General features: G+C 40.9%; 13 protein-coding genes and 3 pseudogenes. 8 read left to right on the forward strand and 8 right to left on the reverse strand.

The features are described 5' to 3' along the window. The first annotated feature begins 202 nt into the window (after positions 1-202). Together GWP43_RS09125 and uraA are read left to right on the forward strand one after the other, a co-directional pair. Positions 203-1,105: a tyrosine-type recombinase/integrase gene (locus tag GWP43_RS09125; protein WP_162663892.1), complete on the forward strand. Its 903-nt coding sequence runs from the start codon at positions 203-205 to the stop codon at positions 1,103-1,105. 196 nt (positions 1,106-1,301) lie between these two features. After that, positions 1,302-2,556: pseudogene (uraA, locus tag GWP43_RS09130) on the forward strand (uracil permease). A 132-nt stretch (positions 2,557-2,688) separates the two neighbouring features. Here the strand turns inward: uraA and rpsD are convergent. After that, positions 2,689-3,304, reverse strand: a pseudogene (gene rpsD / locus GWP43_RS09135) (30S ribosomal protein S4). Between the two features lie 377 nt (positions 3,305-3,681). Here rpsD and GWP43_RS15635 point away from each other — a divergent pair. From GWP43_RS15635 to GWP43_RS09160, 5 genes and pseudogenes are all read left to right on the forward strand, one after another. Then, positions 3,682-3,750: pseudogene (locus GWP43_RS15635) on the forward strand (BrnA antitoxin family protein); the annotation flags it as partial. A gap of 198 nt (positions 3,751-3,948) precedes the next feature. Continuing rightward, a complete protein-coding gene (gene hsdR / locus GWP43_RS09145) occupies positions 3,949-7,329 on the forward strand; it encodes a type I restriction-modification system endonuclease (protein WP_230977646.1) in 3,381 nt (1,126 codons plus the stop codon). Between the two features lie 15 nt (positions 7,330-7,344). Beyond that, positions 7,345-8,775, forward strand: a complete 1,431-nt coding sequence (locus GWP43_RS09150) for a class I SAM-dependent DNA methyltransferase (protein ID WP_162663893.1) — start codon at positions 7,345-7,347, stop codon at positions 8,773-8,775. Next, positions 8,772-9,587: a Fic family protein gene (locus GWP43_RS09155; RefSeq protein WP_162663894.1), complete on the forward strand. Its 816-nt coding sequence runs from the start codon at positions 8,772-8,774 to the stop codon at positions 9,585-9,587. The genes GWP43_RS09150 and GWP43_RS09155 overlap by 4 nt, the downstream gene beginning before the upstream one ends. 27 nt (positions 9,588-9,614) lie before the next feature. Continuing rightward, positions 9,615-11,231 carry a restriction endonuclease subunit S gene (locus GWP43_RS09160; RefSeq protein ID WP_162663895.1) on the forward strand — a complete coding sequence of 539 codons (1,617 nt, stop codon included), beginning with the start codon at positions 9,615-9,617 and terminating at the stop codon, positions 11,229-11,231. On the opposite strand, the gene GWP43_RS14945 is transcribed toward GWP43_RS09160, so the two are convergent. From GWP43_RS14945 to GWP43_RS09175, 3 genes are all read right to left on the reverse strand, one after another. Next, entirely contained in the window at positions 11,202-11,444 is a 243-nt protein-coding gene (locus tag GWP43_RS14945) for a restriction endonuclease subunit S (protein ID WP_330997111.1), read from the reverse strand. The two genes, GWP43_RS09160 and GWP43_RS14945, sit on opposite strands and share 30 nt — an antisense overlap. 277 nt (positions 11,445-11,721) lie before the next feature. Next, complete coding sequence (locus GWP43_RS09170; RefSeq protein ID WP_230977647.1) at positions 11,722-12,129, reverse strand: type II toxin-antitoxin system VapC family toxin; 408 nt, start codon at positions 12,127-12,129, stop codon at positions 11,722-11,724. Then, positions 12,126-12,365 (reverse strand): DUF2281 domain-containing protein, encoded by a 240-nt coding sequence (locus GWP43_RS09175; protein WP_162663896.1) that lies wholly within the window; start codon positions 12,363-12,365, stop codon positions 12,126-12,128. Before GWP43_RS09175 ends, GWP43_RS09170 begins: the two co-directional genes overlap by 4 nt. 334 nt (positions 12,366-12,699) lie before the next feature. Between GWP43_RS09175 and GWP43_RS09180 the strand changes: the two genes are divergently transcribed. Next, the gene (locus GWP43_RS09180; RefSeq protein WP_162663897.1) at positions 12,700-13,509 is read left to right on the forward strand and encodes a tyrosine-type recombinase/integrase; all 810 of its coding nucleotides are present in this window, start codon (positions 12,700-12,702) and stop codon (positions 13,507-13,509) included. Between the two features lie 125 nt (positions 13,510-13,634). On the opposite strand, the gene GWP43_RS09185 is transcribed toward GWP43_RS09180, so the two are convergent. The 4 genes from GWP43_RS09185 to GWP43_RS09200 all read right to left on the reverse strand — a co-directional run bounded on the left by GWP43_RS09185 (position 13,635) and on the right by GWP43_RS09200 (position 16,530). After that, positions 13,635-14,288 (reverse strand): hypothetical protein, encoded by a 654-nt coding sequence (locus GWP43_RS09185; protein ID WP_162663898.1) that lies wholly within the window; start codon positions 14,286-14,288, stop codon positions 13,635-13,637. A gap of 65 nt (positions 14,289-14,353) precedes the next feature. Then, positions 14,354-14,614, reverse strand: coding sequence for a hypothetical protein (locus tag GWP43_RS09190; RefSeq protein WP_230977648.1), 261 nt, complete (start codon positions 14,612-14,614; stop codon positions 14,354-14,356). A 90-nt stretch (positions 14,615-14,704) separates the two neighbouring features. Further along, positions 14,705-14,848 (reverse strand): hypothetical protein, encoded by a 144-nt coding sequence (locus tag GWP43_RS09195; RefSeq protein ID WP_162663899.1) that lies wholly within the window; start codon positions 14,846-14,848, stop codon positions 14,705-14,707. 374 nt (positions 14,849-15,222) lie between these two features. Beyond that, positions 15,223-16,530 carry a restriction endonuclease subunit S gene (locus tag GWP43_RS09200; protein WP_162663900.1) on the reverse strand — a complete coding sequence of 436 codons (1,308 nt, stop codon included), beginning with the start codon at positions 16,528-16,530 and terminating at the stop codon, positions 15,223-15,225. Positions 16,531-17,004: the final 474 nt, after the last annotated feature.

A 17,004-nucleotide genomic window follows, 5' to 3' on the forward strand; every position in this document is an offset into this window, starting at 1 on the left:
GGTAAAGCAATCGCATCAGTTTTTTTTAGGCAACCTCACAGAATAATCAAGACCATTCAACCAGGACTGTCATGGATGGCATCGTTGAAAAATGTACATCCGTGTACAACAGTTGAAGATGGTTCAAATGGTCTCACGGCCTTAATTATTCTGCGGAAGAGATTCAAAAAAACTCTGGTGTGCTTATCCTGAACACACGGCTATGACGGAAATACAATTACGGGCATTTTACGGATATTTAATCTCGGCGGAGGCGCGTGCGCAGCTGACCGCTAAAACGTATCTCAATACGCTGCGACTTTTTCAGCAGCAGCTGGGCGAGGAGCGCCTTATCGAAGATGCTTCCCAAGACGACTGTATCGGGTTTCTCCTTGCGCGGGCGGCAGAAGGGGTAACGGGAAGGACACTTGCGAAAGATCAGGCGGCGCTCCGCTCCTTTTACCGATTTTTGCAGCTGGAAAACGTCCGCGCCGATAATCCCGCAGAACAGCTGGAAAGTCCCCGCCGCGAAAAAAACTTGCCGCGGGCGCTTGAACCCGATGAAGTAGATAAGCTCTTAGAAGCTATTCCGCTGGATACACCGAACGGTATCCGTGACCGCGCTCTGTTTGAACTTATCTACTCGGCGGGGCTGCGCGTAAGCGAAGCGGTAACGCTTTCGCTGGAGGATATTTTCTTTAACGAGCAGTTGCTAAAAGTTCACGGCAAGGGGGGCAAGGAGCGCATCATCCCCTTCGGTTCGCAGGCAGGAACGCGACTCGCTGCTTATTTAAAAACGGCACGCTCGCTTCTTTTAAAACCGGCACACCGTGAAAACACCGAAACCACCGGAGCGGTGTTCTTAAATCACCATGGCGAACGGCTTAGCCGTAAAGGTATTTGGAAACGTTTACAAGAAATCGAACAACTGAGCGGCGTTACCACAAAAATCCACACACTCCGTCACTCGTATGCGACACATCTACTCGCAGGCGGTGCCGACCTCCGTTCTGTCCAATGCCTCCTCGGTCATGCAAGCATCGCCACTACTCAAATTTACACCCATATCGAAGACAAGGATTTGGAAGCCTACCATCATAAATTTTTTGGAAATAAAAACGACTAACCACAAAGCTCAATGCAATTACCCTGTACACCGAAACTATCCTATTGCGCCGAAAGCGGTAAAAATGCTACAGTGTGGAAATTTTGGGCAAGTGCCGACGATCCGCTCGGAACTGCCTGCATTTCAAGGTAACCTGTTCTGAAACTTCCGTTTCAGAACAGGTTACCTTGAAATGCGATGTTAGATGGAGGTCTTGATGAAAAAAATCTATCAGGTAGATGAAAAAGTACCGGCTAGCCTTTTCCTTCCGCTTAGCCTGCAGCACACGTTTGCAATGTTCGGTGCATCGGTTCTGGTTCCCATCATTTTCCAAATTGATCCGGGCATAGTTCTGCTGATGAATGGAGTAGGAACACTGCTTTTCATCCTTATCGGAAAGGGGAAAGGCTCCGGCTTACCTCGGTTCCAGCTTCGCGTTTTTAGGGCCGGCCGGTTTGATTATCTCTAGCATGGGGTTCCAATATGCACTCGGCGCTTTTGTAGTAACGGGATTACTCGGCTGTCTGATTGCGCTGATTATCTATAAATTCGGCTCATCTTGGATCAATATTATTCTTCCTCCTGCGGCAATGGGTTCGGTTGTTGCGCTCATCGGATTTGAGCTGGTAGGCCTTACCGTCCGTGGCGGCAACATCGGCGCTAATATTATGACCGATAACGTTACTACAGCGGATATCACGGTATTTTTTATCACGCTCGGTTTTGCGGTATTCGGATCTGTCCTCTTTAGAGGTTTCTTTTCCACCATTCCGATCCTGATCGCAATTATCGCCGGATACACGGCTTCCGTCTTCTTCGGATTGGTCGATTTTACACCGATTAAAGAAGCAGGCATTTTCACCCTACCCCACTTCCAATTACCCAAATTCGACATCAAAGCAATTTTAACGATGTTGCCGGTACTGCTGGTTATCACAAGCGAGCACATCAGTCATCAGGTCGTTACATCGAATATCATTAAACGAGACCTTATTAAAGATCCCGGATTGCATCGTACCATCTTTGCAGATAATTTCTCCACTGCACTTTCGGGTATGGTTGGCGGCGTTCCCACGACAACATACGGTGAAAATATCGGCGTTATGGCAGTTACCGGCGTATACAGCGTGTACGTTATCGGCGGAGCTGCAGCCATTTCCATCCTGATGGCTTTTATCAGTCCGCTTGCAGCAATTATCCAAACCATACCGGGTGATGTTATCGGCGGTGTAACATTCCTTCTCTATGGTATGATTGGCGCCTCCGGTATCCGACTCTTGGTTGACTCAAAAATCGACTACTCCAAGCCGAAAAACCTTATGCTAACCTCCGTTATCTTCACAACAGGATTAAGCGGTGTATCCATTAGACTGGGGCAAATCGAGTTTAAAGGAATGGTACTTGCGTCCGCCGTCGCGGTGTTGATGAGTTTAATCTTTTATCTCTTTGAAAAAGTAAACGCTTTAGAATAGACCTGTTCGATAACTGCGTTGTCGAACCCACACATTCGGACAAAAAAAGACCGCAAGATTTCTCTCACGGTCTTTTGTTCGGATACTTATACGGATCACTAAAACTTCGGTTTTTAGTGAATCCTTTCTATACTACCGAGAATAGAATTCGACGACGTACTGGATATTTCCAACCGGTTGAATATCGGCGGGAGTAGGAAGTGCCGTTACCGTTGCAGATAAGTTTTCATCATTAACGGAAAGCCACCCTCCCTTTGAACCTTGTACGGTGCTTAAGTTGTGCCGGATAAGATTTTGGAAGCCTTTCTTGTCTTTTGTCGTGATGACATCACCGACTTTAACCCGCATGGACGGGATATTTGCCGGTTTACCATTCAGTAAGAAATAAGCATGAGAAACCATCTGACGCGCCTGTGCACGACTTACCGCAAATCCCATGCGATAAATGGTATTATCCAACCGCTGTTCCATTAAGGAGAGCATATTATCACCGGTAACACCGGACATCTTAAATGCTTTTTGGAACAGATTACTGAACTGACGCTCAGACATACCATACGCAAAGCGGAATTTCTGTTTTTTCTTTTAACTGTTCGCCGTAAACGGAAAGTTTTCCGCGTTGTTTAGCGCCGCGTTCCTTGCCGGGAGCATTCGGTTTTTTATCCAATAACTTACTGTATTTGGGATTTCCAAAAATATTTGATCCGAACCGGCGGACCAATTTACCTTTCGGCTGTCTCGTTGCCATTTTTCACCTCGTAAATCTAATAAGAACACCGCAGCGGTGTTACAGTAGTCTCTTTTATTAGGGAACGATAAAAAAAAGAGCATGGCAAACGCCCAAAACCGCATTTGATTATCAGCGTTTACCGGATCATGCTTACCGTACTTCATCGAGATGAAAGCCGCGTACGGCAGGACATAACGATATAGTCTATCTCAAAAAACCGACTTGTGTCAACGGTTGCTTTAAAGTTTGGTCAAATACAAATCAAAGAAGAATTAGCTCAGTTCCGGCCACTCAAAGAAGCAATCCCTAAGCTTTACGCAAAACTCCATCCTGAATGGTACAAACCAAAAAAGACGGAAATTCATATAAGGGGTGATACCGATGTCTTAGAGTGATACAAATCACAAGGTAAAGGGTACCAGACAAAAATAAATGCCGTATTGCGTGCTCACGCATTCGGCTAATTCAATATTCTTTTACTTCGCTGTCAAAATCTGTAAACCTATGGTATAATACTTGGGGATGTCCCAAAAGTTGGTTACTTTCGGAACATCCCCGACGAGTTTAAAATTAAGTCTTTATACAGCAACGACTTAATTTTAAACATCGCATCTAAATCTAAGGAAGCTGTCCAAAAACTGAAGTTTTTAGACAGCCCCAATATGAATATGGGAAATTTTACTTTTTTACAGACGTATTGGCCGGATTTTGCGAAAACGATGGAATTTGCAGAACATTACGCATATTCCGACCCCGCATCAAGTAAGAATAAATCCGGATTATTTGTAGAACTGATGGTACGCGAAATGATGCGTATCGAACATATTCCGGAGCCGATAGATGTAAAAGAAAATAATCATTTTAACCGTACAAGAATCCTCAAAAATGAGGGGCTTATTCCGTATGATGTAAACCAATGGATTAATCAAGTCCGTATCAAACGGAATACTGCCGCGCATGAAAATGATGCTACCGAGCAAGACGCCTTGTTGGTACTCCGTTTTGCCCATCATATTGCCGTGTGGTTTATGCAGACGTATGGCGATAGCTCATTTACTGCACAGCCGTTTATAAACCCTGAACCGCCGAAACGTAAAATCAACATAATGCCGCTTGTTCGGAATCAGGAAAAGAAAATTGAAGAACAAAAAATCGAACTTGAACACGCGGCGGCAACCATTGCCGAACAAGAAGCGTTGATTGCCGAACGCGAGAAAAGACTGCAAGCGCTCGAAGCGGAAATAGAAAAAGAACGGAACGCCCGTGCGACCGTATCGGCGCTTACCCCGCAAAGCGCTCGATCAAAACAGGAACGGCAAAACACATCCGCTCAAGCACTCGCAAAGACAAAACTGACCGAAGCGGAAACTCGCGCACTTATTGACGAACAGCTGAGAAAAGTCGGCTGGGAAGCGGATACGGAAAACCTCCGTTACGCAAAAGGTGTCCGTCCGCAAAAAGGAAGAAAACTGGCGATTGCGGAATGGCCGGTCGCATCGGGAAAAACAACAACGGCTCATGCAGACTATGCACTTTTTGTCGGCGAACAGCCCATCGGTATTGTAGAAGCAAAACCGTACGCAAAAAACGTGTATGCAATCATCGATAATCAATGCCGTGAATATGCGCAACACATAACGGTCGAAGATGAAAAATGCTGTTTAGGTATGTGGTACGGGTACAAAGTGCCGTTTATCTTTGCAACAAACGGCCGCCCGTATTTAAAGCAAATAGAAACGGAGTCCGGGATTTGGTTTCAGGATTTACGGAATAAAACAAATACGCCGATTGCACTGCACGGATGGTATAGCCCCGAAGACTTACTGGCAAAATTCCGTCAGAATATTGATGAAGCTGATCGCGCACTGGAAAATTTGCCGTACGATTTTTTGCGCGACCCTGACGGCTTGAACCTCCGCCATTATCAGCTTTCGGCAGTTGAAGCGGTAGAACACGCCGTGGTAAACGGACAGCGGCAGATTTTGCTCGCAATGGCGACCGGCACCGGCAAAACCCGTACCGTCTTGGGCATGGTTTACCGGTTCTTAAAAACCGGTCGTTTCCGCCGCATTCTCTTTTTGGTAGACCGCACGGCTTTAGGTGAACAAGCGCAAGATGTTTTTAATGATGTAAAACTTGAGGACTTGCAGCCGCTGAATAAAATTTACACTATCAACACCCTCGATGACATAGACCTTGCGACAGAAACCCGCGTGCAAGTTGCCACCGTGCAGGGAATGATTTCCCGCATCATGAGCGAAGATAAAGACCGCATCCCTTCTTCAGGAGACTTTGACTGTATCATTATCGATGAAGCGCACCGCGGATATACACTTGACCGCGAGCTGAGCGACGCAGAACTGTTGTACCGCGATCAAAATGACTTTATCAGCAAATACAAAAAAGTGATTGAATATTTTGATGCAGTCAGAATAGGGTTGACCGCAACTCCGGCGTTGCACACTACGCAGATTTTTGGAAATGCGGTATTTACCTATTCATATCGCGAAGCGGTGATAGACGGGTATCTGGTAGATTACGATGCGCCTTACAGCATCAAAACGGAACTGAATCAACACGGTATTCATCATCAAAAAGGAGAAAGATTAGCCCGTTACAATCCTGTAACCAAGGAGCTTTTAAATCCGGAAGAGCTTGAAGATGAACTGAATTTTGATGTAGAAGACTTCAACAAAAAGGTTATTACCCCGTCCTTCAATGAGGCGGTTCTTACCGAGCTTGCACAGCGTATAGATCCCGAAGGTGAAGAAAAGACACTCATCTTTGCCGTAAGCGACCGCCATGCGGATGAGATTGTCAAACAGCTACGCGATATATATGCACCGCAAGGCATCACTGCATCGGCAATAGAGAAAATCACGTATGCAATCGGTGACAAAGGACGTGTACAGAATGCGATTAAGCGGTTTAAGAATGAGCACTATCCGACCATTGCCGTAACCGTTGATTTGCTTTCTACCGGAATTGATGTGCCGGGAATTACTAAGATTGTTTTTATGCGCCGCATCAAATCCCGTATTCTGTACGAACAAATGCTGGGGCGTGCAACTCGTCTGTGCCCCCAAATAAATAAAACCCATTTTGAGATTTATGACGCGGTTGATTTATACAGTTACCTGAACGAAGTTTCTTCAATGAAGCCGACGGTATCAAATCCAAGCGTTACGTTTGATGAACTCTTAGAGGGATACAAAGCGGTAACAGATAGCGAACATATTGCATACATAAATGATCAGATTATCGCAAAGCTCCAACGCGCAAAGTTCCGCATGGATCAAAAGCAAATAAACTTTTTTACCGTTACATCGAATTACGACAGTATCGAACATTTTATTGCCGATGTAAAAGAACGGCGAAAGCATAGTGAAGAAGCGTGCCGTGATTTGTTTTTAGAAAAACGAAGAGCATTCAATGCATTCAAGGAACAGCGCTCAACCGGCTACTATCTACCGATAAGCGACAAGTCGGATGAAGTGCACGAAGTAACACGGGGATATGGAAAAGGACAAGAACCGAAAGACTATCTGGAAAGTTTTTCTCAGTATATAAAAACGAACCGCGATAAAATTGAAGCGCTTGACATAATCTGTACTCGTCCTGCCGATCTTACCCTTGCCGGCTTGCGCAGTGTGAGTATGACACTTGATGCAAACGGTTTTAATCGAACGCGACTCAATACCGCTATTACGCAGCTGACAAAAGAAGAATGCACTGCGGATATTATCACGCTTATTCGCAGTTATGCTATCGGCAGTCCTCTTGTGTCGCACGAAGAGCGAATCCGCAACGCCGTTAAAAAACTCTGCAAAGCTCATAATTTTACCGCGAGCGAAAAGAAGTGGATTGACCGCATAGAAAAATATCTCATCAACGAATCCGTTTTAAATGTTCAAACCTTTGATGAATTTACCGCATGGCGTACACAAGGCGGCTTTTCAAAAATAAACAAAATTTTTTCAGGCTCGCTCACTGCAATCGTGCGTGAGTTGAATACCTATCTCTACGAAGACAAAGTGGCATAATACGGAGCATACAGCATGACAAATCAAGAAATCGTTTCAAAACTGTGGAATTTATGCAATATTTTGCGGGATGATGGGATCACCTATCATCAGTATGTTACGGAACTTACCTATATCCTTTTTTTAAAAATGGCAAAGGAGACAAAAACGGAAAACACTTTGCCGGAAAACTACCGCTGGGATACACTTGTTTCTTACAGCGGCATTGCATTAAAGAAGTTCTACAAAGAACTGCTGACATATCTCGGTGAAAACACAAAGGGACGTGTGCGCGAGATTTATCAGGGGGCTAGTTCCAATATCGACGAGCCGAAAAACCTTGAAAAAATTATTAAGTCTATCGATGAACTGGACTGGTATTCCGCAAAAGAGGAAGGTCTCGGCAATCTTTATGAAGGGCTGCTCGAAAAAAATGCGAACGAAAAGAAAAGCGGAGCGGGACAATATTTTACTCCGCGTGTTTTAATTGATATGATGACACGCCTTACCGCGCCGCAAGTAGGAGAACGCTGCAACGACCCTGCGTGCGGAACATTCGGGTTTATGATTAGCGCCGACCGATATGTAAAAAGTCTTACCGACGACTACTGCGACTTGAACGAAAAGGATGCTGCATTCCAAGTAAAAGAAGCGTTTACCGGCGGTGAACTAGTACACGAAACACACCGTTTAGCGTTGATGAACGCCATGCTCCACAATATTGAAGGGAAAATTGTATACGGCGACACATTGAGCGAAAGCGGTAAGGCAATGACCGGCTACGACGTAGTACTGACGAACCCACCGTTTGGAACAAAGAAAGGCGGCGAGCGTGCAACCCGCGATGATTTTACCTATACCACCAGCAACAAGCAGCTGAATTTTTTGCAGCATATTTACCGCTCGCTCAAGACAACCGGCACCGCCCGCGCTGCCGTTGTATTGCCGGACAATGTACTTTTTGAAGACAATACCGGTCAGAAAATTCGCCGGGATTTAATGAATAAATGTAATCTTCATACAATTCTTCGGTTGCCGACCGGTATTTTTTATGCGCAGGGCGTAAAGACGAATATACTCTTTTTTACACGCGGAAAAAGTAATGAAGATAACACAAAAGCCGTATGGGTGTATGATTTACGCAGCAATATGCGTTCATTCGGAAAAACAAATCCGTTAAAAAAAGAAGACTTTGCCGAATTTGAAGCGCTCTACTGTGCAGGACATTTTGAAGACCGTAAAGAAACATGGTCGCCCGAAAATCCGAATGGAAGATGGCGTAAGTTTCCAATCGAAGAAATCTTGAAAGATGAAAAGACCAGCCTCGATTTAAAATGGATTAAAGACGACACCGGTGCCGTAGACTGTTCGCTTGCAGAACTGATGCAAACCATTCAAGAGAAAAGCGCAAATATTGCCGCAGCTGTTACCGAACTTTCCAAACTGATTGAAGGTATTGAAGAATGATGCATAAAAGCGGACAGCAGAACTTCAGTCAACTTTCGGAAGTTATCGATGAGTACAATAGACTGCACATTGCTCAACAGCTTGATTACGATAAGTTCTATTTATATTCGATTATCACGCATTCAACGGCAATAGAAGGTTCTACCGTCACGGAAATTGAAAATCAGCTTCTCTTTGACGAAGGGATAAGTGCAAATAAACCGATTCATGAACAGCTTATGAACCTTGACTTAAAAGCCGCGTATGAAAGAAGTTTTGAATTTGCAAAAGAGCACACCCAAATGACACCGGAAATCCTCTGTGAACTTTCGTCTCTCGTAATGAAAAACACCGGCACTGTGTACAATACAATCGGAGGAACATTTTCTTCTGCAAAAGGAGAACTGAGACTTTTAAATGTCAGTGCGGGACGGGGCGGAAAGAGTTATATGGCATGGCAGAAGATTCCGCAAAAACTGGAAGAATTTTGTGCTTGGTTCAATTCGGAAAGAAAAAATATTGCGCAAAAACGAATAGAAGAACAATACGCTTTTAGTTTTCTCTCACATTATAAACTTGTTTATATGCATCCTTGGGCGGATGGAAATGGCCGGATGAGTCGGCTTTTAATGAATTTTATCCAATATGAGGCGGGAATAGTACCTGCAATAATTAAAAAAGAAAACAGGGCGGAATATATTCAAAGTCTTGCTTCTTCGCAAGAAAAAGATGATGCGTCAGATTTCTTACAGTTTATGTTTTCACACCATATATGGAATTTGAACGAACAAATAGAAGAATATAAAACCTCTCTCGAAATGAGCGGAAACTGATAAAGGCTGTTATTGGGAGACCATAAAGTGAACACAAATGCATTACGTCAAAAAATATTAGACCTCGCTATCCACGGAAAGCTGGTGAAGCAAGACCCCGCAGACGAACCTGCATCCGTGATGCTGGAAAAACTCCGCGCGGAAAAAGAAGCAAAGATTGCCGCCGGAGAGATAAAACGCAACAAGAATGATTCGTATATCTTTAAATATACCGGCACATCTGGTAAAAGCAAAACTGATGACAATCCTGAGGGATTGGAACATAACAGGCACTATGAGAAGTTCGCAGACGGCAGGGTGAAGGATATCGAGGATGAAATCCCGTTTGCCGTGCCGGAGGGTTGGGCGTGGTGTAGACTGGGGGAGATTGGTGTTTGGCGCGCAGGAAGTACGCCAAATCGGAAAAACATTGCTTTTTATAAAAATGGGACTATTCCATGGCTATTAACAGGTGATTTAAATGATGGGATTATTACAGATATCCCTAATAAAATTACAGAAGAAGCGTATTGTCAAACCTCGTTAAAACTAAATCCAACAAATTCTATTTGTATTGCTATGTACGGAGCAACAATCGGAAAACTTGGAATATTATCAACTCCGACTACGACAAATCAAGCTTGTTGTGTTTGCAGTGATTTTAAGGGGATATCAAATAAATATTTATTTTATTTCTTACTACAACACAGGGAAAAATTTGTACTACTTGGTTTTGGTGGAGCACAACCAAATATCTCTAAAGAAAAAATTATAGCTACTTTTATCCCTCTTCCACCTTTATCGGAGCAGCACCGCATCGTTACAGCAATCGAAGCAATCTTTGCACAGATAGATATCCTGGAACAAAACAAAGCCGATCTGCAAACAGCTGTCAAACAGGCAAAAAGTAAAATCCTCGACTTAGCTATTCACGGGAAGCTTGTTCCGCAAGACCCTGCCGATGAACCTGCAAGCGTGATGCTGGAAAGACTGCGTGCGGAAAAAGAGGCTAAAATCGCAGCCGGAGAAATGAAACGCGGCAAGAATGATTCGTATATCTATAGGAAGCCTACTGATAATTGTTATTATGAGAAGTTTGACGGGAAAAGTGATGTTTGTATTGATAATGAGATTCCTTTTGAACTACCGGCAAACTGGCAATGGCAAAGGGGTAAAGAGATATTCTGTCCCATGACTACTAAAATTCCGTCTGGACATAATTTTAGATATATTGATATTGATGCTATTGATAATAAGACTCATCGAATTAGATGTTCTAAGCTTATAGAGGTGTCAAAAGCTCCCAGTCGTGCCTCAAGAGAAGTTCAAAACGGAGATATATTGTTCTCTTTAGTTCGCCCCTATTTAAAAAATATTGCACTTGTACTAGAAAATTATTCAGATTGTATTGCATCGACAGGATTTTATGTTTGCCGTCCAAATAAGACGTTGATATCAAAGTACGCTTTTTATATGATGACATCTCAATATGTAGTAAACGGTCTGAATAAATTTATGAAAGGTGATAATTCACCTTCAATTACTGGAGATAATATTATAAAATGGCTTTATCCTCTTCCTCCAATTTCAGAGCAAAAAAGAATTGTTACTAGAATTGGAGAAATATTTAATGTTTTAGACGATATTCAAAGAGATCTCATCTAATTTTTTCATTAATGTATTGATAGTTCTACATATTTTGACCTGTTCATTTAACGGTGGAATTGGAATAAGAGTTTCTGCAATAAATTCTTTTCCAATTCTCTGTTTTCCTACAGCACCGGTAAAATTATTGATTCCTTCCTTTATGAAAATATCTGTTTTTATAAACCAAAATACATATTCATTGAAAATATATTTATTGTTTGTTCGTAATATATGTAATTCTGTTGTTCAAGCCCCATATTTATTCTTTCGGCATATTTTTAATAATAACAAGAACTCACACTGCAAGTATACTTTCCATATAAGCGAGAAATCGCAAATCTTGTTTGTTTGGAGGTCGCTATGGAAATTAACAAGTATTTACGTTTATTCACAAAGAGCAGCTACAGGAGTTCGTGTCAGCAAATTTATTCAGATAAAAGTTGATACGGTCACTGTGTAACGAGATCAACAAAATATAATAAGTATGTCATAATTTTTACTGGTCTTTTTACACAGCAACAATGCATGGCTCATTGTAATCCGGAATGAGTGAATCATGTGTAATAAAGGTCAATTTGTCAATTTTTGCTTGTGAAAGTAGAAGTTTATCAAACGGATCATGATGTTCCGGCGTATGTATAGGACGCTGCAGCGTATCGACTGCAAGAATATGCCTCCGTTCTATTGGATATTCTACAAATCCCTGACTTTCACACAATTCTATAAATCTTTTAGGTGACAGGCTCATCTGTTCCGGCTTGCGTGAATGTTTTATACTGATTTCCCATACAGACACAAGAGAAAAATAAATTTCATTTTCCTCGTTTTCTATAATGGCACGTGCTTTTACTGAAAGCTGATCATCTCCTGTTAAAAACCAAATCAAAATGTGTGTATCGCAAAGAATTTTCATCATACAGCTCCAAAAAGTTTTGCAATCTCGCCATTATCTTCATCAAAATTCCTCGGATACGAAAATTCACCTTTTGCAATACCAAAACAGCGTTTTACTGTTTTAATCTGCGAATGAACAGGTTCAACAACCTTTGTATTTTTTAAATTATCTGCAATCATAAAAAGAAGTTGAATTTTCTGTTCATAAGGCATTTCTAAAACCTGAGTTTCTATTTGCGCATACTGTTCATAGGACATTTGCAAACCTCCGCTTAATTCATTATAACATAAGTATTTATTTTTATGCTAGCTTATTGTTTACTCGTAAAGATGGTCACTAGCTGATGCTTTACTCCGCTCTGCACCGGAACAAAGGAAATTAAAGCTCGCTTCTAATCACCTTATAAGTGCTGCAATATCCGATTTGTCAAGAGAAAATTATTCTGTTAGTACAGCTTTGATGAAATCAAGCTGAGTAAATAGTTCTTCAACATGACCATCAGTATATTTTTGATAATAACAAGAACTCACACTGCAAGTATACTTTCCATATAAGCGATAAATCGCAAATCTTGTTTATTTGGAGGTCGTTATGGAAAACGGCGAAACTTTTGAAGCGTATCTGAAGAAAAGCAATCTTTCTCAGAATACTCTTACATCCTATGTATGGACAGTTAAATACTACACAGAACATTATGATTCTGTCAGCAAAGAAAATCTGCTTGCATACAAAGGCTATCTGATTGAGTTCTTTAAACCGAAGACGGTGAATTTAAGGATTCAGGGAATTAACAAGTATTTACAATTTATCCACAAAGAACAGTTGCAGTTAAAGTTTGTAAAAGTTCAGCAGAAAAACTTTCTTGAAAATGTTATCAGCAATGCGGACTACCAGTTTTTAAAATCGAGTCTTAAAAAAGACGGAAATCGTGAATGGTATTTTGTTGTATGGTTCCTCGCAGCTACAGGAGCTCGTGTCAGCGAACTTATTCAAATAAAAGTTGAGCATGTAAAATTAGGATATTTTGATCTATATTCAAAGGGAGGAAAACTGAGGCGTCTTTATATTCCAAAAATTTTGAAGGAAGAAGCCTTACAATGGCTGGAATCCGTCGGGCGACAATCCGGCTATCTGTTTTTAAATCGCTTTGAAAAGCATATTACCACTCGTGGTATTGCACAGCAGCTAAAAAGTTATGCCAGAAAATACGGAATAAATGAAAAAGTTGTCTATCCGCATTCATTCAGGCATCGTTATGCAAAGAATTTCCTTGAAAAGTTCAATGATATTTCCCTTCTTGCCGATTTGATGGGGCATGAAAGTATCGAAACAACACGCATTTATTTACGCCGTACTGCAAGCGAACAGCGGGAACTGGTTGATAGCATTGTAACGTGGTAAAAATTGAAACTGTCCAGAAACTGTTACGCAATCCGCTTTGGCGGATATGATAAATCATTGCCTTACAGAAAAAGCCGATAGGCTTTCAGTTTTTGGACAGGGCTTACTAAACATAGAGGATTTTTTTACATATTTCTAAAAGATGTTTTTTTATTAAAACCGTGATTTACTATCTTTTCACAATCGGTTAAACCTGTTGATTCACAGTTTCGATCATTTTTAAGTGAAAATAAATATGTTCCCATACTATAATAAATTTGTTCAGGAGGAATCATAGCAGGGATACCTATATTCTTTAAGATATAAAAATCGTCTTGTAAACCGAAATTTCTTATAGTCAGTTCCGAAAGTTTGATATTTTTAAGTTTCTTTTTAGTGAGTGCATGCATATGATGTCTTTCGCATTCTATCGAAACTATATCCAAAACTTTTCCCCGATAGTCAAAGTCTTCAAAAGTTTTTATAAGCTCCATTGTATAAGATTTTAAAATGCAATTACGGAAATCAGTTTCATCAATTTCCAATTTAAGACCAATAAGAAATAATGCAACTCCGGCACGAATAGCAAACAATTTATTATATTCAGAATACTCCTTTGGAGAAAACCAATATAGATGCTGATGATAGTTATGTTCTTTAACATGCTTACTTAAAATATTGAAGAAATCTTCATGCCGTAAAGGGATAGAACCGCGTCTATCAAATGTTACACCGTCATCACTATCTACCTGATGAGCCAAGTAATCATAATAATCTTTATTCTTGTCTATTATTCTCAATGTACAACCCCTAATTAAAAACGATACATATCAAACTCTTCCCGGTTGTCGGCCTGAATCGACTGTTATTCATCGCTAATCTCTTTCAGTTTTTTAATAGTATCTTGACCTTTTCTCCATACATCCATCGAACCAAAACAATATGTTACGGCCTCATCTTCATCGCCAAATCCATAATAGTCCGGTAAATATTCAGGCAATTCACTTTTATGCAGTAAATACTTCACTATATACGGATTTGCCTTTTTGGCTTTTATGTATTTTTTTAAGATTTTTGCGTCGCTTTCTTGCTTTTTTATAGAAAGTAATAGGTCGCTAAACAACATGAATGCAGTTTCTTCCTGATATTGTTTTAGTAATTCGGTTCCTTAAAATGCAACAGTCGAACAAAATATCAATTTTGAAGACTGTTGCATTCATGCGCGATAGCGCGCATACAATCTGCGATGTTTGTGATAAGCAAACTCGACATTTATTTTCAGCCACGCTATTTTAGCGGTTGAAAATAAACCTTCACTCAAAATGTCTCCCATTGTCGGAGTTTCAATATAATCAACCATACTATTTTCCTAGTAGTGTCTACAATATCTACATTTTTCTTGATGCTACTTTATGAATTATATTCGGAAGCCATTTTGAAAACTTCTGTTTATAAACACGCTCGGTTTCTTTGTCCATAAAACTCTTTATTCGTGCGGAGGGGTTAATACCTCGACGCTTGCGCCGAGGTTGTTGATTACACTGGTACTATAACCGTATTATGTGTATATGTCAAACAGATTTTTATACTGAATCCATAAACAGGAATCTCAAAAAAGACTACTTTACGATATGGAAAATCTATAAACAGGGAAATACCTCATGTAATAGGTCACAGATATTACGTCCAATACAAAAATTGAACTATAGTTATCTTAACCTGATCACAACCAAACTAATCTGCCAGTGCAGCTATAATAGAATCAAGCTGAGCAAATAGCTTTTCAATTTTAGTCACAATTCTTTGTTGTTCAGCAAGCGGGGGGAGAGGGATGAGAAAATCATTTATTTGAGCAAGAATAATACGTTTTAATGCAGAACCTTTTGCCTCTTTTTTCATTTTATTCTGTAATAAATCAGATATTAAAATATATGCTAGAAACCAAGATAAAATTTCATTTGAAGGTTTGATAAGAGCAATACTTGATAACATACTAAAAGGATAATTTAAATTATTAACAGCAACTTCTCCAATAGTTCCGTCTTTAGTTAATAAGATATCATTCAACTCAGGTGAACATCTACTATAAATAGACTCATGTATTTCTTTAGAAATATACGTTGCATCATCTAAGCAAATGGCTAGATTTTTTATATTCTTTGCTGTGATATAAAGAAAGTCTCCTGAGGCGCTATTCGATGGTGAATTATGCGTACCATCAGTAATTGGCTTTCTGCATACTTCGGGCAGTCTACACCACGTCCACCCCTCCGGTACATCAAACGGGATTTCGTCAGAAATATTTTCCTCGCAGCCATCGGCATATTTTTGATAATAAGAATTATCAGTAGGCTTCCTATAGATATACGAATCATTCTTGCCGCGTTTTATCTCTCCGGCTGCGATTTTAGCCTCCTTTTCAGCACGCAGTCTTTCCAGCATCACGCTTGCAGGTTCGTCGGCAGGGTCTTGCTTCACCAGTTTTCCATGAATTGCAAGGTCAAGAATTTTTGACTTTACCTGTTTGACAGCTGTTTGCAGGTCTGCTTTGTTTTGTTCCATCAGGTCGATTTGTGTAAAGATTGCTTCGATTGCTGTAACGATGCGGTGCTGCTCAGTGAGTGGGGGAAGAGCTAAGAAAATTGGATAAATAGATTTACCAGAAATAACAGGTTGTGCTGTTGAATTAGAATAGTTACTTAAATTTAAAAATTGCAATGCAAATGATAAAAATGTTAAATCACAATATGCGGTATTAAATGTTGTAATAAATGCATTATCAGTTATCCATGCTTTTCCTTTTGTAATATGAATGGTTCCACAATTAAAACCTACACGCCCAATTATCATTGTAGGAATATCTATATTAAATTCTGAATAATAACCAGTAATACCATTTCCACCATAAATAGGATATTTACCCGATTGATTTTCTCGAACTTTTATTGCATCTCCAGATTTTATATTTATAATCTCCCCCAATCTGCACCACGCCCAGCCCTCCGGTACAGCAAACGGAATTTCATCTTCAATATCCTTCACCCTGCCGTCTGCGAACTTCTCATAGTGCCTGTTATACAATCATAGGCATCTGCAAAAAACTCAGGTATAATTTCTAGAAATGCTCGCAAAAAGAAGGCAAGTACACTCACCATATTTTAAGTATTTGCCCTGAGCTTTCACTTTCCCCTAGTCAAGGCCTCGATAAACTCATACAATAAGACGTCTGTTTTTTTCACGCGGTGTTTCATTCAGAGCACAGCAGCGCCGGAACAGTAGTCTCCTGCGTTCTGCCGTGAAAAAATATGAGATAACCCGGTGCTGATTTGGAGCAAAGCTCTCTCGCCCGGACTGGACTAATTGGGTTCGATTCCCAACTGCACTTCACGCAGCGTATGGTAACATCAGCTTCTGAAAAGAAGCACCACAACACATACGGAATACTTGCCCTCGCTGTCTGCGGCAAAGGCGCTGATGTCTCGGCGCTTTTGCATACTGTTTCTATCTGATGCCGTG

This window comes from Treponema vincentii (assembly GCF_010365865.1).
Classification (GTDB): domain Bacteria; phylum Spirochaetota; class Spirochaetia; order Treponematales; family Treponemataceae; genus Treponema.